This is a genomic window from Streptomyces mobaraensis (assembly GCF_020099395.1).
Lineage (GTDB): Bacteria > Actinomycetota > Actinomycetes > Streptomycetales > Streptomycetaceae > Streptomyces.
The window spans coordinates 3848360-3868221 of record NZ_CP083590.1 but is presented as its reverse complement, the minus strand read 5'-3'; the positions used below and the strand labels follow the sequence as shown (position 1 = coordinate 3868221).

Here is a 19862-nt window from a genome sequence, read left to right as displayed (position 1 = left end):
GCGGTGGCTGACGGCGGCATGCGAGAACTGTCGGCCGGAGCCGGGCGGGCTCCTAGCCGTGCCGGGAGAGTCCGTCAGATGCGCGCCGGCCCCCGAGGGGCGCCCCGGGCGCGCGGGAGCCGCCCCCGGGAGGGCCGGGGGCGGCTTCGCCGTGCTGCCGACGGATCAGTGGGAGCGGTTGTGGTCGGCGTTGAACGACAGGATCGGGACGTTGTCCAGGAAGTGGGACAGCGGGTCGTCGCCGTCGTTGATCGTCGAGTTCTCGGTGCACATCTGCTGCTGCTCCGAGGACAGGATCGGAATGTCCTGCAGGCCGATGTTCACCAGGCCGACGATGTCCTGGAGGTTCAGCCTTCCGATGGCGATACACGGCTTGTTGAACGAGCCGTTGATGAGACCCATCTGGGGGCTCATGTAACCGCCGGTGTAAGTGTTTCCGTACATCTGGACGGCCTGGTTGCCATTGGCGACGTCCTGGCTGCGGGGTCCGTCTGCCAGGGCGGGGCCGACGGAGCCGCCGACTGCCGACGCCGTCAGGGCGGCCGTGGCCACTACCTTCTTGATCACAGTGGTTCCTTCGCTCTGGTCGATTAAACGAGCGCTACTTGCCTAACTCGGCGCAGTGGGGGAAGTTTCGGGCTTCATTCATTCGGGCCTCCGTCATTCGGCCCACGGCCGGCGCTGCGGTACACGGCTTTTCCCCCACGCGCCCGGCCCGTTTTCACCGGCACCCTGAGCCGTACCGCCGCCCGGAAAACGGAAACCCCCTGCCGCGGGGCCCGCACACCCGCAGCAGGGGGGAATCCCGTGCTCGTACTTACCAGAGCCGGCCGTTGGCCGAGCCGTTGCCCGAGATGATCGGGATGTCGTCGAGCAGGTGCGACAGCGGGTCATCGCCGTCGTTGATGGACGAGTTGTCGGTGCACTGCTGCTCCTGCTCCGACGAGAGGACCGGGATGTCCTGGAGCCCGATGTTGATGAGGGCCACGATGTTCTGGATGTTGGCCCGGCCCAAGCCGATGCACGGCTTGTTCAGCGTGCCCTGGATCAGGCTCATCTGCGGGCTTTCCTTGCCCCCGGTCTTGGTGTTGCCGTAACCGGTCTTCGCGCCGTTCGCGTTGGCGATGTCCTGCGAGTCGTGACCCACGGCCATCGCGGGGCCGCTGATGGCTCCGACCGTGGAGACCGTCAGTGCGGTCGTGGCGAGTACCTTCTTGAGCACGTCCATAGCCTTTCGATCGTGTAGCGCCCCCACTGAGAAAGCGATCTGGATAACTTCGACCGGAAGGAGAGGTTCCGGGGTTTCACTCATTCGAGCCAGTGAGCGCACGGGATCGGAAGGGTAAAGAGGCGGGACGCTTCCGGTACGAAAAAAGGCTGGTCCTCGCGGACGTTTTCCGGGCATTCGTTCAGGGCGCCCGTCATGATTTCCCGGGTGCCTGACGATGTGATTTCCGTGACGCAAAGGAAAGGGGGAATGGGGCGTTCGCCGGTCAGGCCCAGCCCTGCCAGCTCGTGGGGGCGGTGAATCCCGTCGGCCGCCAGCGGGCCGGGGTGCACGACAGGCCGTACTCGGAGACCTCGGGGGCGGGCCCGGCCCCGAGGACGGGCTCGGGCTCGGGGCCGGCGTCGCAGCCCGTGGCGGCGCAGGCGAGGAGCACGGTGGTCACGGCGGCGAGTTCCTCCTCGCCCGCGACGCCCTTCTCGACCCTCACGAACATGTCGGTCATAGCCGTTCCACTCCCTCGGCGCACCGGACGTCCGTGCGGCGGCGCCGCGAGTGTCCGGTTCTTCCACCGTGCTCCCACCGGCGGCGGGGAGGAACCCCGGTACCTCCGAACGGGTGACGGCGGGAGCGCCGGGCGGTTCGCGCATCCGGATGAACCGTTCCGCCGGCCGTCCGCCGCCGGACCGCGGCCGGGCCGCCGGCGGCCCGCCCGAAGAACGGTCGGACAGCGGTCGGAGAGCGGCCGAAGAGCAGCCGCAGAGCCGCCGAGGGGGCTCCCACAAGGGTCCGGGAGGCCGGTCCCGGCGAACGCTGCCCCGGACCGAGGGGCCACGCGGCCCGGCGCCGTCCCGCCGGGGGCGGGGCAGGCGCACCCATGGGCGGCCGTCGGCAGGGTAGGCGGCCCGGGAGCCGATGGTTTCCTGAGCCATGATCTCTCTCCCCACGGGCGGACGCCGCCGCGGGGAGACGCTCCGACGACGGAAGTACGGGCACAGCGGAACGAAGGAGAGCAGGGACCACATGGGCAGCACCCCCCACACGCGCAGGAGCGACACCCGTGAGCGCATCCAGCGGACCGCGCTCGACCTCTTCGTCACCCGGGGCTACGAGAAAACCTCCCTGCGGGAGATCGCCGAACGGCTCGGAGTCACCAAGGCGGCGCTGTACTACCACTTCAAGACGAAGGAGGACATCCTCGTCGCCATCTCGGACCAGGTGGGGGCGCCCGTGGACGAGCTGATCGACTGGGGCGAGGGCCGGCCGCCCACGCTGGAGACGAAGCGCGAACTCCTCTGCCGCTACAGCGAGAAGCTGCGGGAGGCGGTGCCGGTGTTCCGCATCCTGCAGGAGAACCAGGCGTCGCTGCGGACCCTGGACATCGGGGCCCGGCTCAGAGAGCGGGTCACCCGGCTCTCCCGGCTGGTCCACTCGGGCGCCGACGACCTGGCCACCCGGGTGCGCTGTGCCAGCGCCCTGCTCACCGTCCACTTCGGGGCCCTGGCCCTGGACGACCTGGCGGGCGACCCCGAGGAGCGGCGGCTCGCCGCGCTGACCGTCGCCCTGGAAATCCTGGACACGACGGCTCCCGGTCCGGCCGCGGCGACCGCCTGACGTCCCGTACCGCCCGACGGCCCGAACCAGGGGAGCGGCCGCGTAGGCGCCCCTTACGGCCCGGGGTGGCCGGGCCGTAAGGGGCGGGGACCCGTAGGGGGCATGCGCCCCTCACAGATCCGGGATCCGGGATCCGGTCAGCCGACCCCGACGGGGGCAGGGGTCGGCGCCGGCCCGGTGGTCTCGTCCGCGCGCAGCCGCTCGGCCTCGGCCAGGGCCCGGGCGCCCCGGCCGGGGGCGATGTCGAGGCGGGCCAGCACGGAGGGCACGGCGACGCTCGGCATCACATGCTCGTACAGCGAGATGGCGCGGCGTTCCAGGTCGGCGCGGCCGGTCACGACCTGGGACATGATGTTGATGCCGGCGTAGGCGCCGACGATCAGCTCCGCCGTGTCGGCGGGCACCACGTGCGGCAGCACCTCGCCGCGCTCCTTGCCCTCGGTGAGGACGCGGCTGTGCACCTGGCTCCAGCCGTGGAACGGGCCGCTGCGGTTGAGCGAGGTCGAGCCGTGCTCCAGGGTGAGCCGGACGCTGCCGCGCAGCAGCGGGTCCGTCCGGAGGCGGTGGGCGAAGACCAGGCCCATGTCGACGAGTTGCTGCATCCTCGACGTCACCAGCGGCTCAAGGGTGGCCGGCGACTCGGTCAGCTGGGCGTCTATGACGGCCAGGGCGAGATCTTCCTTGGAGGCGAAGTGGAAGTAGAGCGCGCCCTTCGTCACCTCGGCCCGCGTCAGGATCTCGGTGATGGTCGCCGCGTCGTAGCCCCGTTCGTCGAACACCGCCGCGGCCGCTTCCAGGATCGTCCGGCGCGTTCTGATCGCGCGGTCCTGCTTTGCCACGGTCTGCCTCCGAATCGATAGCCCGCCCACCGCGCGGCCGACGACGGGGCGGCGCATGACCGTGTCGTCCGACGCCTTGACGCGCTCCCCGAAGGAAACCGACGCGTACGTATCGTAAGTCGCCCGGCAAGCGCGGACCCGCCCGGGGAGGGCGCGGGTCGAGCCTACGCAGCCGAGGGCGCCCGGCGCGACGGTGAACCGGCCATGTACGGCGGGCCGTGTCTGGTGCCCGGCGCGTGAAGAACCGTCGGACACCGACCGGTTGGTACGGAACCGCGCCATGTCCGCGACCGGCGGCGGCCGGGCGCGCCGGCGGCCCGTCGCGGCTCCCGGCACGCGTGGGCCGAAATCCACACGTGGCGGGGCGGGTTGCGACGGGCCGGAGACGATTCGGCCGCTACGGAAAGGAGTTCACGGCGGGCGGAGGCGGCGCGGGGTGTGCGGCCGGGGCGCGCGGACCGGCCCGCGGCGGCGGGACGGGCGATCGGACGGGGATGCGGCCCGACGGCCGGCGCCGAGGAACGGAACGGGTGTTCAGATCCGAGGTACGGAGTCGCGCGTCGAAGTCGAGGGTCGAAGTCGAGGGTCAGGGCTGAATGTTGCCGATCATGTAGCAAACGATCGCGATCACTATGAGGGCCAGAACGACAACGGTCTTTCTTTCCTTGCGCGTCATGGATTCCATCACGCCTCCCAGACAACAGCCGGTGATTCGGACCGCCCTGACCAGGAAACTACTCGTGATGGGAGGGCGACACTACGGATGCATCGAAAGTCTGAGCAGGACTTGAGGTTGCCCCTCCGGTTGCCCACGCGCCGGACATATGACCGTTTGGGCCACCGGACCCATCCGGGTTCTCGTCCTCCGTTCCGCCCGATACCCGCACGTTCTGTCGTTATGGTCTGCCGTGCCGTCGCCTGTGGGCGGCCCGACCGAGGGAGATCACAGCGGGATGACTCTCAGCCTCACCGGAACCGCCTTCTTCGCCCTGCTCGTCGCCGTCACGGTGCTGTCCGTCCTGGCCACGCTGCTGTTCTGGGCGAGGATCCCTGGGCCCGGAGCGGTGCGCTGGGCGGCCCGCGTGCTGTTGATCGTCGTATGTCAGCTCACCGCGATCTGCACAGTGGCCACCTGGATCAACACCAGTTACGGCCTCTACGCCTCCTGGGACGACCTGCTGGGCCGCACGGACGGGGCCGGGCCCGTCGCCATGCAGGGGCCGCCCGCCGAGCACGCCCAGTTCGCCGAGGACGACCACGGCATGCGGGAGACGTACTTCCACGGCACCCGGTCCGCCCTGTCGGGCCAGGTCCTGGTCTGGACCCCGCCGGAGTACGACGATCCCCGCTACCGCCGCGCCACGTTCCCCGTCGTGATGCTGCTGCACGGGGTGCCGGGGACGCCGCAGTCGTGGATCGACCAGGGCCGGATGCCCCGGTCCTACCGGAAGCTGCTCGCCGAGGGGCGGACCCGCCCGTTCATCCTCGCCGTGCCGGTCATCAACCCCGGCGGGCGGGACACCGACTGCTCCGACGCGTCCGGGCGGAAGGTCGCGACATGGCTCGCCCGGGACGTCCCCGAGCTCGTCCGGCGGCACTTCCGGGCGGCGCCGCAGCCCAGGTCGTGGGGGCTGCTGGGGATCTCAACCGGCGGCTTCTGCGCGGCGAAGCTGCCGCTGCAGTTCCCCCGGGTCTTCGCCGCCGGCGCGGCCCTCGACCCCGACCCGCTCAACGGCGACGGCGGCGCCCTCGCCGACCCCGCCCTGCGGCAGCGCAACAGCCCCACCTGGCTCGTCGGCCACACGAAGGCCGATGTGTCCCTCTTCCTCGCGACCTCGCGCCAGGACCGCGACAGTCCGCCCGCCTACATCGAGGAGTTCCAGCGGGAGGCGGCGAGCAGCCGGGTCCGGCTGAAGACGATGCTGCTCGACAAGGGGGGCCACAACTACCGCACCTGGTCGGCGCTCTACCCGGAGGCCTTCGCCTGGCTCGCCCAGCAACTCCCGGGCGGACCGCCGGCGCGCTGAGGCCCGGGGGCCGCGGGAGGGCAGCGGCGGGTACGGCGGTACGGCGTATGGCGCCGGGCCGGGGTACGCCGTGGCGGTGGCGAGGGCGTCAGCCCCGCTCGCCCTCCTCCTCGTCCGGCCGGTCGTCGCCCTGCCGCTGCGGGCCGGCGTCTCCGTCGGCCTTGCCGTCGTCCTTCACCTCGGCGTCCTTGCCGTCGTCGGCGTTCCCGGCCCCGCCCTTGTCGTCGGCCTTCCCGTCGTCCTCCTGCCGCTTCTCGTCCTGCTTCTTCTCGTCCTGCTTCTTCTTCTCGCCCGACTTCTTCCCGCCCTCCGTGTCCTGCGGGAACGTGAGCTCCTTGCTCATCCACTCCATCACCGGCCCGATCTCCCGGCGCCAGGTGGAGAACTGGTGGCTGCCCTCGGGCAGGACGATCGTCGCGGTGCGGAGCTTCTTCTCGTTGGCCAGGCGCAGGAACTCCTCGGTGTCGTGGAAGTTCTTCTCGCCCTTGCGGCTGGTCGCGAGGAGCAGGGAGACGGGCGGGGCCGGGAGGTTGCGGAGGCGCCACATCAGGTCGTGCTCGCGCTTGCGCTGCTTGCCCTTCTCGCCGCCGCCGAAGAGGTCGCCGGTGGCGATGTCGTTCTTGACCGAGAGGTCCCCGGAGAGGGAGGCGGCCACCGGATAGACGTCAGGGGCACGCATGGCGAGCTGGAGGGCGCAGGTGCCGCCGGTGGAGTAGCCCATGATGCCCCAGGCGGTGGCGTCCTGGCCGACGCGGTAGGTGCTGCGCAGCGCGTCGGGGAGGTCCTTGGTCAGGAAGGTCTCGGCCTGCGGGCCGTCCGGTACGTCGACGCACTCGGTGTCGCGGGGCTGGGCGATGGTCGGGCTGATCATCACGATGACCGTAGGGGCCATCTTCTTCTCCTCCAGGAGGCGGGCCGCGTTCAGCGGGACCTGGAGGTTGCGGGCGAGGCTGACCCGGCCGCCCGGGTAGCCGCTGACGACGACCATGACGGGGAAGTGGGCGCGCTCGTACTGCTTCTGAAAGTACTCGGGCGGCAGGTAGACGTACGCGGAGTTGACGGCCAGGGTCCGCTTGCCGATGACGCGGACCGAGCGGACGGCGCCCACCTTGTCCTCGGGGCCCTTGGGGTACCCGGCGAACTTCTCGACCCGCTCGCCGCCGGTGGGCTGGATCAGGCCGTCCTTCGTCTCGCTGACCGAGGCGCGGGGGCCGGTCCCGCTGTTCATCTGCGTCACGTTGACGGGGGCCTTGTCGACGCGGCCCAGCAGCTGGTTCCAGGTGCCGAAGAAGCCGACGCTGGAGTTGACCACCAGCAGCACCGCGGCCATGATCGACAGCTGCGTGAGCAGGATGGCGCCGAGCCGGCCGAGGACGGGCAGCGGTCCCCGCCCGGAGAGCCGCGGCCAGATCCACACCATGAGAGCCACACACAACACGGCGGCGAACGCCACCGTGTACATCAGCGACCTGCTGGTCAGGCCCATGCGGTGCTCACTCCCTGCCTCCGGTTTCCGTGGGTACTCACGTTCGGTTCTGCCGCGTTCATCGGATAAGAGGCGAGAAAGGCCCGGCAGGGTTGCCCTGCCCCCTGTTTCTTCCTCGGCCCTTCCCCGCCCGTTTCCTGCCCGTTTCCCGTTCGAGTCCCCGGCTCTCCCGGGGGTTCCCGCGGGGGAAGGGACGCCCGGACGGCCCCGGGCACCTGCCGGGAACACCGGCGCGGTCTGGCCGAACGCCGCCTTCCGCCGGATGGTGGAGAAAGGTTCCGCGGGGGCGGGCCGGGACACCGGTGGAGGTGGAGGGCATGCCGAACGACGCCGCCAGGGCGGTCACCTCGGGGGCGAACCCCTGGCTCAGTGGCTTGTTCGAGCCGGTGCGCGAGGAGATCACGGCCCTCGACCTCCCGGTGACCGGCCGGCTGCCAGATGCGCTGCGCGGCCGCTACCTGCGCAACGGGCCGAACCCGCTCCAGGTGGACGATCCGGCCGCCCACCACTGGTTCTCCGGGGAGGGCATGGTGCACGGCGTCCGGCTGCGGGACGGGCGGGCCGCCTGGTACCGCAACCGCTGGGTGCGCTCCGACGCGGTGGCCCGGCGGCTGGGCGAGAAGGTGCTGCACGGGCCCCGGCACCTGGTGGACTTCGCGCCCAACACCCACGTCCGCCGGTTCGCCGGGCATCTGCTGACCCTGGTCGAGGGCGGGGCGCTCCCCTACGAGCTGGACTCCGAGCTGGACACGGTGGGGCCGTTCGACTTCCACGGCACGCTGCCCGGCGGACTGGCCGCGCACACGGTCCTCGACCCGGCCACCGGCGAACTGCACGCCGTCGCCTACTGCCCGGCCTGGCCGTACGTGCAGTACCTGGTCGCCGGGACGGACGGCCGGATCCGCCGGCACGTCGAGGTGCCGGTGACGGGCCGGCCGATGATGCACGACTTCTCGCTCACCGAGCACCACGTCCTGCTCTACGACCTGCCGGTCGCCTTCACCCTCGGCCCCGGCCTCTCGGTGACCGCCTTCGGCTGGGACCCGGACCGCCCGGCCCGGCTCGGGGTGCTCCCCCGGGAGGGCACCGCCCGGGACGTGCGCTGGCTGGAGCTGGAGCCGTGCTTCGTCTACCACGCCATGAACGCCTACGAGCGGGACGGGCTGATCACCGTCCATCTCGCCCGCTACGAGCGGCTGTTCGACGGCACCCGCAAGGGCCTGGACAAGCAGCCCGCCCACCTGGAGCGCTGGACCGTGGACCCGGCCGCGCGGACCGTGCGGCGGCTCCGGCTGGACGACCGCGCGGTGGAGTTCCCGCGGATCGACCCGCGCCGGCCGACCCGGGAGCACCGCTACGGGTACGCGGTGCGCGAGCCGCTGGGCGAGGACCGGGCCGGGTTCGGCGTCGGGCTGCTCAAGTACGACCTGGAGCGCGGGACGTGCGACGAGTACCCCGTGCCGCCGGGCGGCGACGTCGGCGAGGGCGTGTTCGTCCCGGCGGCGCCCGGGGCGGCGGAGGACGACGGGTGGGTGCTGGCCTACGCCTTCGAGCCGGAGCGCGGGGCCACCGACCTGCTGGTGCTGGCCGCCCAGGACCTGGCGGCGGGGCCCGTCGCCCGGGTGCACCTGCCGGTGCGGGTGCCGGTCGGGGCGCACGGCGATTGGATCCCGGATCCGGGGTAGACGAAAGGCAGCGCTCCGGTGGCTGGACAAGGACCCGGCGCACACCGGACCAGACCCGGTCCCGGACCCGGTGTAATCGGGACCAGCGAGGAGCACGTTACTGACGAGGCGTTAGAGCTAGCCTTACCGGAGTCGCACAGTAGGTACATTCCAGACAAAGGTAAGGATTTCTCCTCATGGGAATTCGCAGCCTGCTGCGGAACGCGTTCGGCCGGTCGAAGACGGGTGACGACGGAACGCCGGGCCTCCCCCAGCAGAGCACCGCCCCCGCGCCGGAGCCGGCCCCGGTCGCAGCCGAGGCGTCGGCCCCAGCCGCCACGACGTCCGCGGCCCGAACGGCCCCCAAGGCGTCCAAGGGTTCCAAGGTCCCGGCGTCCGTCCCCGCCCAGACCACCACCGACCGGGTCCCCGACCCCGGCCCGCTGCACCCCGTCCCCGGGCCGCCCACCCCGGGCCCGCGCCCCGACCCGGTGCCGGACCCGGAGCCCGCCCCGACGCCGATGCCCGAGCCCAAACCCGTACCGCAGCCGGAGCCCGTCCCCACCCCGGACCCCAACCCGGTGCCCGAGCCGGCGCCGGGCCCCGAGCCGGAGCCCTCGCCGGCGATGACGGCGGCGGCCGCGGCCCCGGCGGCCGTGGCGGCCCCGACGGCACCGGTCGCGCCCGCCGCCCCGAGCCCCGCCCCCGCCGAGGGCGAGCGCGGTTCCGCCATCAGCCTGGAGAAGGTCAAGAGCTCCGCCCCCGGCCTGGTCAGCCTCTACAAATCGGCGGGCGTCTCGCTGCGCAAACGCGGCCTCGCCGGACAGCGGGCCGCCGTCTACCTCGTCCTCGACCGCTCCGGCTCGATGCGCGAGTACTACAAGAACGGCAGCGTGCAGCGCCTCGCCGAGCAGGTGCTCGGCCTCTCGGCGCACCTCGACGACGACGGGACCGTCCCCGTCGTCTTCTTCTCCACCGAGGTCGACGGCGTCGCCGAGCTCGACCTCACCGACTACGCGGGCCGCATCGAGGAACTGCACTCCTCCCTCGGGCACATGGGCCGCACCAACTACCACCTCGCCATGCGGGAAGTGATCAAGCACTACAAGAAGTCCGGCGCCACCGACCCGGCGTTCGTCGTCTTCCAGACGGACGGCGGCCCCTACAGCAAGTCCGCCGCCGAGAAGGCCCTCTGCGAGGCCGCGAAGCTGCCGATCTACTGGCAGTTCGTGGCCTTCGGCGACCCCGAGGGCAAGGGCTTCGACTTCCTGCGCAAGCTGGACGCGCTGCCCGTGCCGGAGCGCCGCGCGGTGGACAACGCGGGCTTCTTCCACGCGGGCCGCGACCCCAAGGGTCTCGCCGACGACCTGCTCTACGAAGAGCTGACGGCCGGCTTCCCCGCCTGGCTGGAGGAGGCCCGCGAGGCCCGCGTCATCCGGCAGCGCACCCGCTGACCCTGGCCCGGCGCCCCTCGTCCCCTTGCCGATCCCACCCGGGGGCCGTCCCAGCCGGACGGGGACGGCCCCCGGAACCGGGGAATCCGGCAATTGGGGCGACAGAGAGTAACCACCTCATCGATCGCACCGCGTAAGCACGACGCCCGGACAGATCACCCTCCGTACTCCGCCTCTCGCCGATCAGAAGCCGTTGAAGTGGGCATCGTAGGAATGTGAACGATGAATTCCCCCTCGGCAGCTACGTCGTCGACATCCGCACCGGCCGGCTCGGGCAGGTCATGGACACCCACGCCGGTTACGTTCAGCTACGGCCGCCGCGCGGCGGGATCGAGTGGTCCTGTCCGCCGTCGGCCATCCGGTTCCCCTCCGACGCCGAGGCGGAAGCCCTGGTTCCGGCGCAGCCCCAGGCCGGTGCGGCGGGCCGCGGACGGGCCGGGGGCCGGGCTGACGGCCGGACTGGCGGCCGGACAGGGGGCCGGGCCGGCGGCGGGGCGGACGCGGGCGGCAACGCCGGGGAGCGCGGCCGGAGTCGGTGACCCCGCGCGGTGTCTCCCGCCCCGGCCCCCCGGACGGCGCGCTCCGCCCGCGCGCCCGGCACGGGGCCGTCCATAATGCCGCGCTGCCGCCGCCTGGTACTCGGATACGCTAAAGGTGCCTGTGGACACAGGGTCACAGGCTCCGTACCCGAGCACCGACCAGGGAGCAGCCGGCATGGCTCGACACCTCATCACCAGCGCCCTTCCGTACATCAACGGGATCAAGCACCTGGGCAACATGGTGGGGTCCATGCTCCCGGCGGACGTCTACGCGCGCTACCTGCGCCAGACCGGGCGCGAGACGCTCTACATCTGCGCCACCGACGAGCACGGCACCCCGGCCGAACTGGCCGCGAAGGAGGCCGGCCTGCCGGTCGACGCGTACTGCGCCCAGCAGCACGAGGCGCAGAAGGCGATCTACGACGGGTTCGGCCTCTCCTTCGACTACTTCGGCCGCAGCTCGTCCGCGCAGAACCGCGAGATCACCCAGCACTTCGCGCGGCAGCTGCAGAAGAACGGGTTCATCGAGGAGCGCGCGATCCGCCAGGTGTACTCGCTGGCGGACGCGCGCTTCCTGCCCGACCGCTACATCGTGGGCACCTGCCCGCACTGCGGCTACGACAAGGCGCGCGGCGACCAGTGCGAGAACTGCACGCGCGTGCTGGACCCCACGGACCTGATCGACGCCCGCTCGGCGATCAGCGGCAGCAGCGACCTGGAGGTGCGGGAGACCAAGCACCTGTTCCTGCTCCAGTCCAAGCTGCAGGGCGAGGTCGAGGCGTGGATCGACGAGCAGGGCAAGGACTGGCCGGTCCTCGCCTCGTCGATCGCCCGCAAGTGGCTGACCGAGGGCCTGCACGACCGGGCGATCACCCGCGACCTGGACTGGGGCGTCCCGGTCCCGGCCGACACCTGGCCGGAGCTGGCGGCCGAGGGCAAGGTCTTCTACGTCTGGTTCGACGCCCCGGTCGAGTACATCGGCGCCACCAAGGAGTGGGCCGACGAGCTGCCGGCGGAGCGCGACTGGAAGTCGTGGTGGTACGAGGCGACGGACGTCCGCTACACGCAGTTCATGGGCAAGGACAACGTCCCGTTCCACACGGTGATGTTCCCGGCGACGGAGATCGGCACCCGTGAGCCGTGGAAGCGGGTCGACTACGTCAAGGCGTTCAACTGGCTGAACTACTACGGCGGCAAGTTCTCCACCTCCCAGCGGCGCGGCGTCTTCACGCACGACGCGCTGGAGATCCTGCCGGCCGACTACTGGCGCTACTTCATGATGGCCAACGCCCCCGAGTCGGACGACACCTCGTTCAGCTGGGAGCTGTTCTCCGCGACGGTCAACAAGGATCTCGCGGACGTGCTGGGCAACTTCGTCAACCGCGTCCTGTCCTTCTCCCGGAAGCGGTTCGGCGACGAGGTGCCGGCCGGCAGCGAGGCGGGCGCGGCCGAGACGGAGCTGGGCCGGGAGGTCGCGCGGCTGCTCGCCGAGTACGAGGGCCACATGGAGGAGATGCAGTTCCGCAAGGCGGCGCAGGCGCTGCGCGCCCTGTGGAGCGCGGGCAACTCCTACCTGGAGACCAAGGCCCCCTGGCTGGAGATCAAGACCGACCCGGACGCGGCGGCGCTGACGCTGCGCACGGCGATGAACCTGATCCACCTGTACGCGGTGGTCTCCGAGCCGTTCATCCCGGCGACGGCCGCCGCGATGCGCTCGGCGTTCGCCCTCACCGGCGACGACCGGACCTGGGTGACGCAGGACGAGGCCCGTTCGCTGTCGTCCGTCCCGGCCGGTACGGCGTTCACCGTGCCGCCGGTGCTCTTCGCGAAGATCACGGAGGAGGACCTGGAGTCCTACCGCGAGCGCTTCGGCGGGGGCGACGAGGCGGCCTGACCCGCTCCTCGAACCCGTACGCCGCAGGGCCCGGAACCACAGGTTCCGGGCCCTGTCCCGTCTCCGGTCAACGCGCGTTGATCGTTCGGCAATCGTTCGTTGAGCGGAGCGCGCCAGGCTGTGGGGTGTTGGCCGTGGGGGAGACCGAAGGAAGACCGGACCAGTGTTGGATGACCGAATCACCGTGAGCGTGCACGCCTCCGACGAGGTGGGCCGCGCCCGCCTCGTCCGCGACCTGCGGACCCTGCCCGCCCTCCGGGTGGTGAGGAGCGGCGCGGCGGTGCAGATCCTGCTGCTCGGGCGGCACGACCGCGACGCCGCGGGCGAACTGCGCCGGCGGAGCGCCGGAAACTGGGCGCCGCTGCTGGTGGTGGCCGACGGGCTCGGCGACGCGGAGCTGATGGCGGTGTGGGAGTACGGCGCGCGGACCGTCCTCCCGATGCACCGGGTCACCCCGCGACGGCTGGGCCGGGCGGTGCACGCCGCGGCCGGCTGCTGCCCGCCGGAGCCGCTGCCCGAGCTCGGTGTGCTGGTGTGAGCCGGCCGACGGCTCCCCACGGGGGTGGGGGCCGCCCCGGCCACTCCGGACGTCCTGGTCACTCCGGACGCCCCGGCCACTCCGGCCACCGGAGCGCCGGTACCGGAAGGGCAACGCGGAAGGGCCCGGCACATCGGCGCCGGGCCCCTCGTCGTACGGCTCTCGCGGTTACTTCACCGTCGGCGGCTTGCGCAGCGACAGGTGGAGTTCCTTCAGCCGGGACTCGTCGACCTCGCTCGGGGCGCCCATCAGCAGGTCCTGGGCGTTGCCGTTGAGCGGGAAGGCGATGGTCTCGCGGATGTTGGGCTCGTCGGCCAGCAGCATCACGATGCGGTCGACGCCCGGGGCGATGCCGCCGTGCGGCGGGGCGCCGAACTTGAACGCGCGGAGCATGCCGCCGAACTCGCGCTCGACCTCCTCCTGGGAGTAGCCGGCGATCCCGAACGCCTTGTACATGACCTCGGGCTCGTGGTTCCGGATGGCGCCGGAGGAGAGCTCGACGCCGTTGCAGACGATGTCGTACTGCCAGGCGAGGATGTCCAGCGGGTCCATCGTCTCCAGGGCCTCGAGGCCGCCCTGAGGCATGGAGAACGGGTTGTGGGAGAACTCGATCTTGCCGGTCTCCTCGTCCTTCTCGAACATCGGGAAGTCGACGATCCAGCAGAACCGGAAGACGTTCTCCTCGAACTGGCCGGCCCGCTTGGCGGCCTCGACGCGGACCGCGCCCATGATCTTACTGACCTCGTCGAACTCGCCCGCGCCGAAGAAGACGGCGTGGCCGGCGGCCAGGCCGAGCCGCTCGGTGAGGACCTTGACGTTCTCCTCGGTGAGGAACTTGGCGATCGGGCCGGACAGCGTCCCGTCCTCGCCGACGCGGACCCAGGCCAGGCCCTTGGCGCCCTGCTCGACGGCGAACTCGCCGAGGCCGTCGAAGAACTTGCGCGGCTGGTCCTGCACGGACGGCACCGCGAGGGCGCGCACGTGCTTGCCGGCGAACGCCTTGAACTCCGAGCCCTCGAAGACGTCGGAGATGTCCACCAGTTCCAGCTTGGCGCGCAGGTCCGGCTTGTCGGAGCCGTACTTGAGCATCGCCTCGCGGAACGGGATGCGCGGGAACGGCGAGGTGACGTGGCGGCCGTTGCCGAACTCCTCGAAGAGCTCGGTCATGACCTTCTCGATCACCTGGAAGACGTCCTCCTGCTCGACGAAGGACATCTCCATGTCGAGCTGGTAGAACTCGCCCGGCGAGCGGTCGGCGCGGGCGTCCTCGTCGCGGAAGCAGGGCGCGATCTGGAAGTAGCGGTCGAAGCCCGCGATCATCAGCAGCTGCTTGAACTGCTGCGGCGCCTGCGGCAGGGCGTAGAACTTGCCGGCGTGCAGCCGGGACGGCACCAGGAAGTCGCGCGCGCCCTCGGGGGAGGTGGCGGACAGGATCGGGGTGGCGAGCTCGTTGAAGCCCTGCGCGGTCATCTTCTCGCGGATGGCCCGGATGACGGCGCCGCGCAGCATGATGTTGCGGTGCATGCGCTCGCGGCGCAGGTCGAGGAAGCGGTACTCCAGGCGGCGCTCCTCGTTGACGCCGTCCTCGGTGTTGATCGTGAAGGGCAGCGGCTCGGCGGCGCCGAGCACCTCGACCTCGGTGACCTCGACCTCGATCTCGCCGGTGGGCAGGTCGGGGTTGACGTTCTCGGCGCCGCGGCTCATGACGCGACCGTCGATACGGACGACGGTCTCCTTGGTGAGCCGGCCCAGCGCCTCGTTGGCGGGGGTGCCGGGGCGGGCGACGAGCTGCACGAGACCGTGGTGGTCGCGGAGATCGATGAAGAGGATGCCGCCCAGGTCGCGCCGATTGTGCAGCCAGCCACTCAGGCGCACGTCGGTGTCGACGTCAGCCGCACGGAGCTCGCCGCAGGTGTGGGACCGGTAACGATGCATCGTTCATCCAAGTCGTGGTCGAAGGCGTGGTTCGAGGGGCGCGCTGCACTGGCTCGCCGCACTGGGTTAGCGTGCATACAGCACTGAGCAAGGGTACTGCCCCACCCGCCATCGGTGGTCTGCACCGAGCGAACCCGCATAAAGTGGGGCAATGCGCACCGAGGACGTGCTGGCCGCCGTCGCGACCGGCCTGTGGCACTGGGACGGGGCCACGGGACGCGTCACCTTCGACGCCGAGGCCGCCCGGCTGCTGGGGCTGCCCGCCGAACGGACGGAGCTGTCGGAGTCGGCCGCGCGCGCCCGCTTCCACGCGGTGGACTGGGTGGAGTTCCAGGGCATCATCAGCGTGGCCGTCGCGGAGGACGCGCTCGCCGAGGCCCGCATCCGGGTGGTGGACGAGGCCGGCCGGGTACGCCGCACGGTCCGCGCCCGCACCCGCCAGTCGGCCCACGGCGGCCCCCGGTCGCTCGTCGGCATCCTGGAGGAGGTCCCGGCGCCGCACCCCGGCACCTCGCCCGCCCGGACGACCGTCACCGGCGACTGGCGCCGCAACCGGGAGGCGTTCCTGCTGGACGCGGGCCGGGCGCTGGCGGAGGCCCGGTCCACCGCCGAGGTGCTGCGGGTGGCGGCGGGCCTGTCGATGCCGGGGTTCGAGCCGTCGGCGCTGGCGGTCTTCGGCACCGACGGCGGCCGGGTGACGCTGATCGGCCACCACGGCTACGCGCTGGAGGACGTCTCGGCGTTCCTGGAGATACCGCTGGACGGCAACCACCCGGCGCCCGAGGTCGTCCGCACCGGCCGGGCCATCTACATCCCCTCCCCCGAGGACTACGCCCGCCGCTTCCCGCAGGTCTGGCCGCTGGTGGCCCGGTTCGGCCGGAAGTCCTGGGCGTTCCTGCCGCTGATCAACGCCGGGCAGACGATCGGCGCCTGGATGGCCGGGTTCAGCGTGCCGGTGGCCTTCACCCCGGACGAGCGGTCGGTGCTCACCACGGTCGCCCGGATGCTGGCGCAGGCGCTGAGCCGGGCGAGCGTCCACGAGTCGGAGAAGGAGCTCTCCGCCGGCCTCCAGCGCTCGATGATGCCGACCGTCCAGCCGGACATCCCCGGGATGACCGTGGCGGCCCGCTACGTGCCGACCGGCGGCGGCCTGGAGGTGGGCGGCGACTGGTACGACATGATCCCGCTGCCCTCCGGCCGGCTCGCGCTGGTCATCGGGGACGTCCAGGGGCACGACGTCCGGGCCGCCGGGCTGATGGGCCAGCTGCGGATCGCGCTGCGCGCCTACGCCTCCGAGGGGCACCACCCGGACGCCGTCCTCTCCCGCGCCTCCCGCTTCCTGTCCGGCATCAACGAGAGCGGCCTGTCCGGCGTCGACGACGGCGTCCCCCCGGACCCGCGCTTCGCCACCTGCCTCTACATCGAGGTGGACCCGGCGACCGGGCTGCTGGTCATCGCCCGGGCCGGCCACCCGGACCCGGCGATCCGGATGGCCGACGGCACCATGCTGGTCCGCGCCACGGCCGGCGGGCTGCCGCTGGGCATCGACCCGGACACCGACTACCCCACCACCCGGCTGCTCCTGGAACCCGGCGAGACCATGCTGGTCTGCACCGACGGCCTGATCGAGACCGGCGGGCACGACCTGGAGACCGGCTGGTCGCGGCTGCGGGAGGTCATCGAGGGCGAGCAGGCGGCGGACGACCCGGAGTTCCTGGAGACCCTGGCGGACGCCCTCGTCCAGGCCGTCCACGGCCCGTCCTCGCACTACACGACCGGGCCGCTGGTGGACCGGCGGGAGGACGACATCGCGCTGCTCCTGCTCCGCCGCGAGGCACCGGCCCCCGCCGCCGCGCGGGCCGCGGAGCCGCCGCCGCGGCGCACGGTGATGAGCATCGCCCAGGCCGAGCCGGAGCGCATCGCGGAGGCCCGGCAGCAGGTGCGGGACCTGATGCACGACTGGCCGGACCCGGACCAGACCGACTCGGCGGTGCTCATGGTCTCCGAGATGCTCACCAACGTGCTGGTGCACACGGACGGCGACGCGCTGCTGAGGGCGTCCGTGTCCGGGGAGCGCGGGCACCGGCGGGTGCGGGTGGACGTCGCGGACACCAGCGACGAGCTGCCGCACCGGCGCCACCCCGGCGAGATGGCCTCGTCGGGGCGCGGGCTGGTGCTGATGGAGCTGCTCGCCGGGGCCTGGGGGGTGGACCCGCGGGGCGAGGGCAAGAACATCTGGTTCGAGCTGTACGAGGCGGGGCGGCCGTCGCCGGACGAGCTGGCGGCGATCACCTGACGCGCCGGGGTGCGGGGCGGTGGGGTGACACGCCGGAGCATGGGCGGTGGGGGCTCACCCCCTGAACCGGGTGAGCCCCCACCGCGTCCGGAGCGCCCCTCCGGTGGACCCGGAGGGGCCGGGCCCGCGCGGGAGGGGCGGGCCCGATTTCTTCCCCCGCGCCGGGTGAGGGGAACACCGACCGCCTTCACTCGTTGGAGTGATTCACCGGATGAATGGACCGGTCATCGGCGAGCCCGGCGGCGCTGTCAGGACGCGGGGATCGTCCCCAGCCGCCCGGCCTTGAAGTCGTCGAAGGCCTGGGCGAGTTCGGCGTGGGTGTTCATGACGAACGGGCCGTAGTGCATCATCGGCTCGCGCAGCGGCAGCCCGCCGAGCAGCACCACCTCGAACCGCTCGCTCCGGGAGTCCTGGACGTCCCCGGCCTGGACCACCAGCGCGTCCCCGGCCCCGAAGACCACCGCCTGCCCGCTGCGGAACGGCCGCCGCTCTGTGCCGGCCGTGCCGTGCCCGGCCAGCCCGTAGGCCAGCGCGTTGAAGTCGGGCCGCCAGGGCAGCACCAGGCGGGCGCCGGGGCTGAGCGAGGCGTGGATCATCGTGATCGGGGTGTGCGTGGCGCCCGGGCCGGCGTGGCCCGCGACGTCCCCGGCGATCAGCCGGACCAGCGCGCCGCCGTCCTCCGAGGCGAGCAGCCTGACGTTGCCGCCGCGGATGTCCTGGTACTTGGGCGCGATCATCTTGTCCTTGGCCGGCAGGTTGACCCACAGCTGGAGGCCGTGGAACAGCCCGCCGGAGACCACCAGTTCCTCGGGCGGCGTCTCGATGTGCAGCAGTCCGGAGCCGGCGGTCATCCACTGGGTGTCGCCGTCGGTGATCACGCCACCGCCGCCGTGCGAGTCCTGGTGCACGAAGGTGCCGTCGATGATGTACGTGACCGTCTCGAAGCCGCGGTGCGGGTGCCAGGGGGTGCCCTTCGGCTCCCCGGCCGCGTAGTCCACCTCGCCCATCTGGTCCATCATGATGAACGGGTCGAGGTGCCGGTAGTCGATGCCGGCGAAGGCCCGGCGGACCGGGAAGCCCTCGCCCTCGAACCCGGCGGGCGCGGTGGACACCGCCAGCACCGGGCGGGCCGCGGGGCCCACGGGTGCCGTCACGCGCGGCAGGGTCAGCGGGTTCTCCGCAGTTACAGCAGGCATGTCGCCCTCCTTCGGACGTTCCGTCCCCCGGGTTGCCTCCAATTTAGTTGAAGCCTGAACAACCTGCAAGGAGTGGGTGTTCCCGGCCTGTCTCCTGGGACACTTGATCAATGCGTGCCAGATCCGCCCGGACCGGAACGGGAGCGAGCCCCGGACCCCGGCCCGGCCCCGGCAAGGCCGGGTACACCGTCCTCTTCGCCACCGTGCTGGCCCTGGCCCTGCTGGGCGTACTGGTGGCGACCCGCGGCGCGGCCACCGACGGGCCGCTCGCCGCCGGCGAGTCCTCGGGGCACTACGCCGAGCCGGAGGGGGTGGGGGACGCGGCCGCGGACGCGATGGCCTCGGCGGTACGGATCGAGCCCGGTACGCCGGGGCGGCCCGTGGCGCGGGCGGCGGACCGGGGCGCGGGCCGGAAGGCGCGTACGGATCCCCTCCCACCGTCCCGGCCCCTGGAGGCCGCCCCCCGGGACCCCTCGCCCGCCATCGGGCCCCTCTTCTCCACCGACCAGGACGAGCCCGGCCACGGCTGCACCGCGAGCGTCGTCCACAGCCGGGAGCGGGACCTGCTGGTCACCGCCGCGCACTGCGTGTACACCAACGGCTTCCGCACCGACGTCGCCTTCGCCCCCGGCTACCACGACGGCGAGGCGCCCTACGGCGTCTGGGTACCGACCTCGATCGACGTCGACCCCGAGTGGATGTCCGACCGGGACGAGGACCACGACGTCGCGTTCCTGCGGGTGCGCCAAGTCGGCACCGACACACGGGTGGAGGACGTCACGGGCGCCGAACGCATCGCCTTCCGCCCGGCGGTGGACCGCCCGGCCCGGGTCCTCGGCTACCCGGGGGAGGGCGAGCGGCCGCTGGCCTGCCAGAGCGTGGTGCGGCGGGAGAGCGCTTCGCAGCTGCGGTTCGACTGTGCGGGGCTGCCCGGGGGGACGAGCGGGAGTCCGCTGCTCACGGATGTGGATGCGGATTCGGGGCTGGGGACGGTGGTGGGTGTGCTCGGGGGGAAGGACGAGGGCGGGGACGACGAGACGTCGTACAGCTCGTACTTCGGGGGCGCAGTGGAGCGGCTGTACCGGCGGGCGACCGCCGGGTGAGGGTGCCCCGGACCCTCCCCCAGAGGGGGGGACCCCCACTTCACCGTTTCTT

The 19862-nt window shown here is 72.1% G+C and carries 16 protein-coding genes; 9 read left to right on the top strand and 7 right to left on the bottom strand.

Annotated elements, in window-relative coordinates; translation table 11 throughout:
• Nucleotides 1-165: 165 nt before the first annotated feature.
• The 3 genes from K7I03_RS16790 to K7I03_RS16780 all read right to left on the bottom strand — a co-directional run bounded on the left by K7I03_RS16790 (nt 166) and on the right by K7I03_RS16780 (nt 1730).
• Complete coding sequence (locus K7I03_RS16790; RefSeq protein WP_185944311.1) at nt 166-567, bottom strand: rodlin; 402 nt, start codon at nt 565-567, stop codon at nt 166-168.
• 250 nt (nt 568-817) lie between these two features.
• Nucleotides 818-1222, bottom strand: a complete 405-nt coding sequence (locus tag K7I03_RS16785; protein WP_185944310.1) for a rodlin — start codon at nt 1220-1222, stop codon at nt 818-820.
• Nucleotides 1223-1493: 271 nt separating this feature from the next.
• Nucleotides 1494-1730 (bottom strand): acyl-CoA carboxylase subunit epsilon, encoded by a 237-nt coding sequence (locus K7I03_RS16780; protein WP_185944309.1) that lies wholly within the window; start codon nt 1728-1730, stop codon nt 1494-1496.
• A 518-nt stretch (nt 1731-2248) separates the two neighbouring features.
• On the opposite strand from K7I03_RS16780, the gene K7I03_RS16775 reads away from it, so the two are divergent.
• On the top strand, nt 2249-2839 hold the full coding sequence (locus tag K7I03_RS16775) for a TetR/AcrR family transcriptional regulator (protein WP_185944308.1): 591 nt from the start codon (nt 2249-2251) through the stop codon (nt 2837-2839).
• Nucleotides 2840-2976: 137 nt separating this feature from the next.
• On the opposite strand, the gene K7I03_RS16770 is transcribed toward K7I03_RS16775, so the two are convergent.
• Entirely contained in the window at nt 2977-3678 is a 702-nt protein-coding gene (locus tag K7I03_RS16770; protein ID WP_185944307.1) for a ScbR family autoregulator-binding transcription factor, read from the bottom strand.
• 953 nt (nt 3679-4631) lie between these two features.
• Here K7I03_RS16770 and K7I03_RS16765 point away from each other — a divergent pair.
• Entirely contained in the window at nt 4632-5705 is a 1074-nt protein-coding gene (locus K7I03_RS16765; protein WP_185944306.1) for an alpha/beta hydrolase, read from the top strand.
• An 88-nt stretch (nt 5706-5793) separates the two neighbouring features.
• Here the strand turns inward: K7I03_RS16765 and K7I03_RS16760 are convergent, their stop codons facing one another.
• Nucleotides 5794-7191: an alpha/beta hydrolase gene (locus K7I03_RS16760; RefSeq protein ID WP_185944305.1), complete on the bottom strand. Its 1398-nt coding sequence runs from the start codon at nt 7189-7191 to the stop codon at nt 5794-5796.
• Between the two features lie 317 nt (nt 7192-7508).
• Here K7I03_RS16760 and K7I03_RS16755 point away from each other — a divergent pair, with 317 nt between their 5' ends.
• The 5 genes from K7I03_RS16755 (at nt 7509) to K7I03_RS16735 (ending at nt 13280) form a co-directional block, all read left to right on the top strand.
• On the top strand, nt 7509-8876 hold the full coding sequence (locus K7I03_RS16755) for a carotenoid oxygenase family protein (protein WP_185944304.1): 1368 nt from the start codon (nt 7509-7511) through the stop codon (nt 8874-8876).
• Between the two features lie 176 nt (nt 8877-9052).
• Nucleotides 9053-10309: a vWA domain-containing protein gene (locus K7I03_RS16750; RefSeq protein WP_185944303.1), complete on the top strand. Its 1257-nt coding sequence runs from the start codon at nt 9053-9055 to the stop codon at nt 10307-10309.
• A gap of 215 nt (nt 10310-10524) precedes the next feature.
• On the top strand, nt 10525-10848 hold the full coding sequence (locus K7I03_RS16745; RefSeq protein ID WP_185944302.1) for a hypothetical protein: 324 nt from the start codon (nt 10525-10527) through the stop codon (nt 10846-10848).
• Between the two features lie 175 nt (nt 10849-11023).
• Entirely contained in the window at nt 11024-12742 is a 1719-nt protein-coding gene (gene metG / locus K7I03_RS16740) for a methionine--tRNA ligase (RefSeq protein ID WP_185944301.1), read from the top strand.
• Between the two features lie 163 nt (nt 12743-12905).
• Nucleotides 12906-13280, top strand: a complete 375-nt coding sequence (locus K7I03_RS16735) for a DNA-binding response regulator (RefSeq protein WP_185944300.1) — start codon at nt 12906-12908, stop codon at nt 13278-13280.
• A 168-nt stretch (nt 13281-13448) separates the two neighbouring features.
• Here K7I03_RS16735 and aspS read toward each other — a convergent pair whose 3' ends face one another.
• Entirely contained in the window at nt 13449-15215 is a 1767-nt protein-coding gene (gene aspS / locus K7I03_RS16730; RefSeq protein ID WP_185944299.1) for an aspartate--tRNA ligase, read from the bottom strand.
• A gap of 151 nt (nt 15216-15366) precedes the next feature.
• Here aspS and K7I03_RS16725 point away from each other — a divergent pair, with 151 nt between their 5' ends.
• Nucleotides 15367-17511 carry an ATP-binding SpoIIE family protein phosphatase gene (locus tag K7I03_RS16725; RefSeq protein ID WP_185944298.1) on the top strand — a complete coding sequence of 715 codons (2145 nt, stop codon included), beginning with the start codon at nt 15367-15369 and terminating at the stop codon, nt 17509-17511.
• Between the two features lie 248 nt (nt 17512-17759).
• Here K7I03_RS16725 and K7I03_RS16720 read toward each other — a convergent pair whose 3' ends face one another.
• Nucleotides 17760-18707 (bottom strand): pirin family protein, encoded by a 948-nt coding sequence (locus K7I03_RS16720; protein ID WP_185944297.1) that lies wholly within the window; start codon nt 18705-18707, stop codon nt 17760-17762.
• 110 nt (nt 18708-18817) lie between these two features.
• Here K7I03_RS16720 and K7I03_RS16715 point away from each other — a divergent pair, with 110 nt between their 5' ends.
• Nucleotides 18818-19810, top strand: coding sequence for a trypsin-like serine peptidase (locus tag K7I03_RS16715; RefSeq protein WP_185944296.1), 993 nt, complete (start codon nt 18818-18820; stop codon nt 19808-19810).
• Nucleotides 19811-19862: the final 52 nt, after the last annotated feature.

Excerpts from the sequence above, each read along its gene's own strand:
- K7I03_RS16780 (WP_185944309.1), bottom strand. The coding sequence starts at position 1,730 with ATGACCGACATGTTCGTGAGGGTCGAGAAGGGCGTCGCGGGCGAGGAG.
- K7I03_RS16775 (WP_185944308.1), top strand. The coding sequence starts at position 2,249 with ATGGGCAGCACCCCCCACACGCGCAGGAGCGACACCCGTGAGCGCATC.
- K7I03_RS16765 (WP_185944306.1), top strand. The coding sequence starts at position 4,632 with ATGACTCTCAGCCTCACCGGAACCGCCTTCTTCGCCCTGCTCGTCGCC.
- K7I03_RS16760 (WP_185944305.1), bottom strand. The coding sequence starts at position 7,191 with ATGGGCCTGACCAGCAGGTCGCTGATGTACACGGTGGCGTTCGCCGCC.
- K7I03_RS16755 (WP_185944304.1), top strand. The coding sequence starts at position 7,509 with ATGCCGAACGACGCCGCCAGGGCGGTCACCTCGGGGGCGAACCCCTGG.
- K7I03_RS16750 (WP_185944303.1), top strand. The coding sequence starts at position 9,053 with ATGGGAATTCGCAGCCTGCTGCGGAACGCGTTCGGCCGGTCGAAGACG.
- metG (WP_185944301.1), top strand. The coding sequence starts at position 11,024 with ATGGCTCGACACCTCATCACCAGCGCCCTTCCGTACATCAACGGGATC.
- aspS (WP_185944299.1), bottom strand. The coding sequence starts at position 15,215 with ATGCATCGTTACCGGTCCCACACCTGCGGCGAGCTCCGTGCGGCTGAC.
- K7I03_RS16725 (WP_185944298.1), top strand. The coding sequence starts at position 15,367 with ATGCGCACCGAGGACGTGCTGGCCGCCGTCGCGACCGGCCTGTGGCAC.
- K7I03_RS16720 (WP_185944297.1), bottom strand. The coding sequence starts at position 18,707 with ATGCCTGCTGTAACTGCGGAGAACCCGCTGACCCTGCCGCGCGTGACG.
- K7I03_RS16715 (WP_185944296.1), top strand. The coding sequence starts at position 18,818 with ATGCGTGCCAGATCCGCCCGGACCGGAACGGGAGCGAGCCCCGGACCC.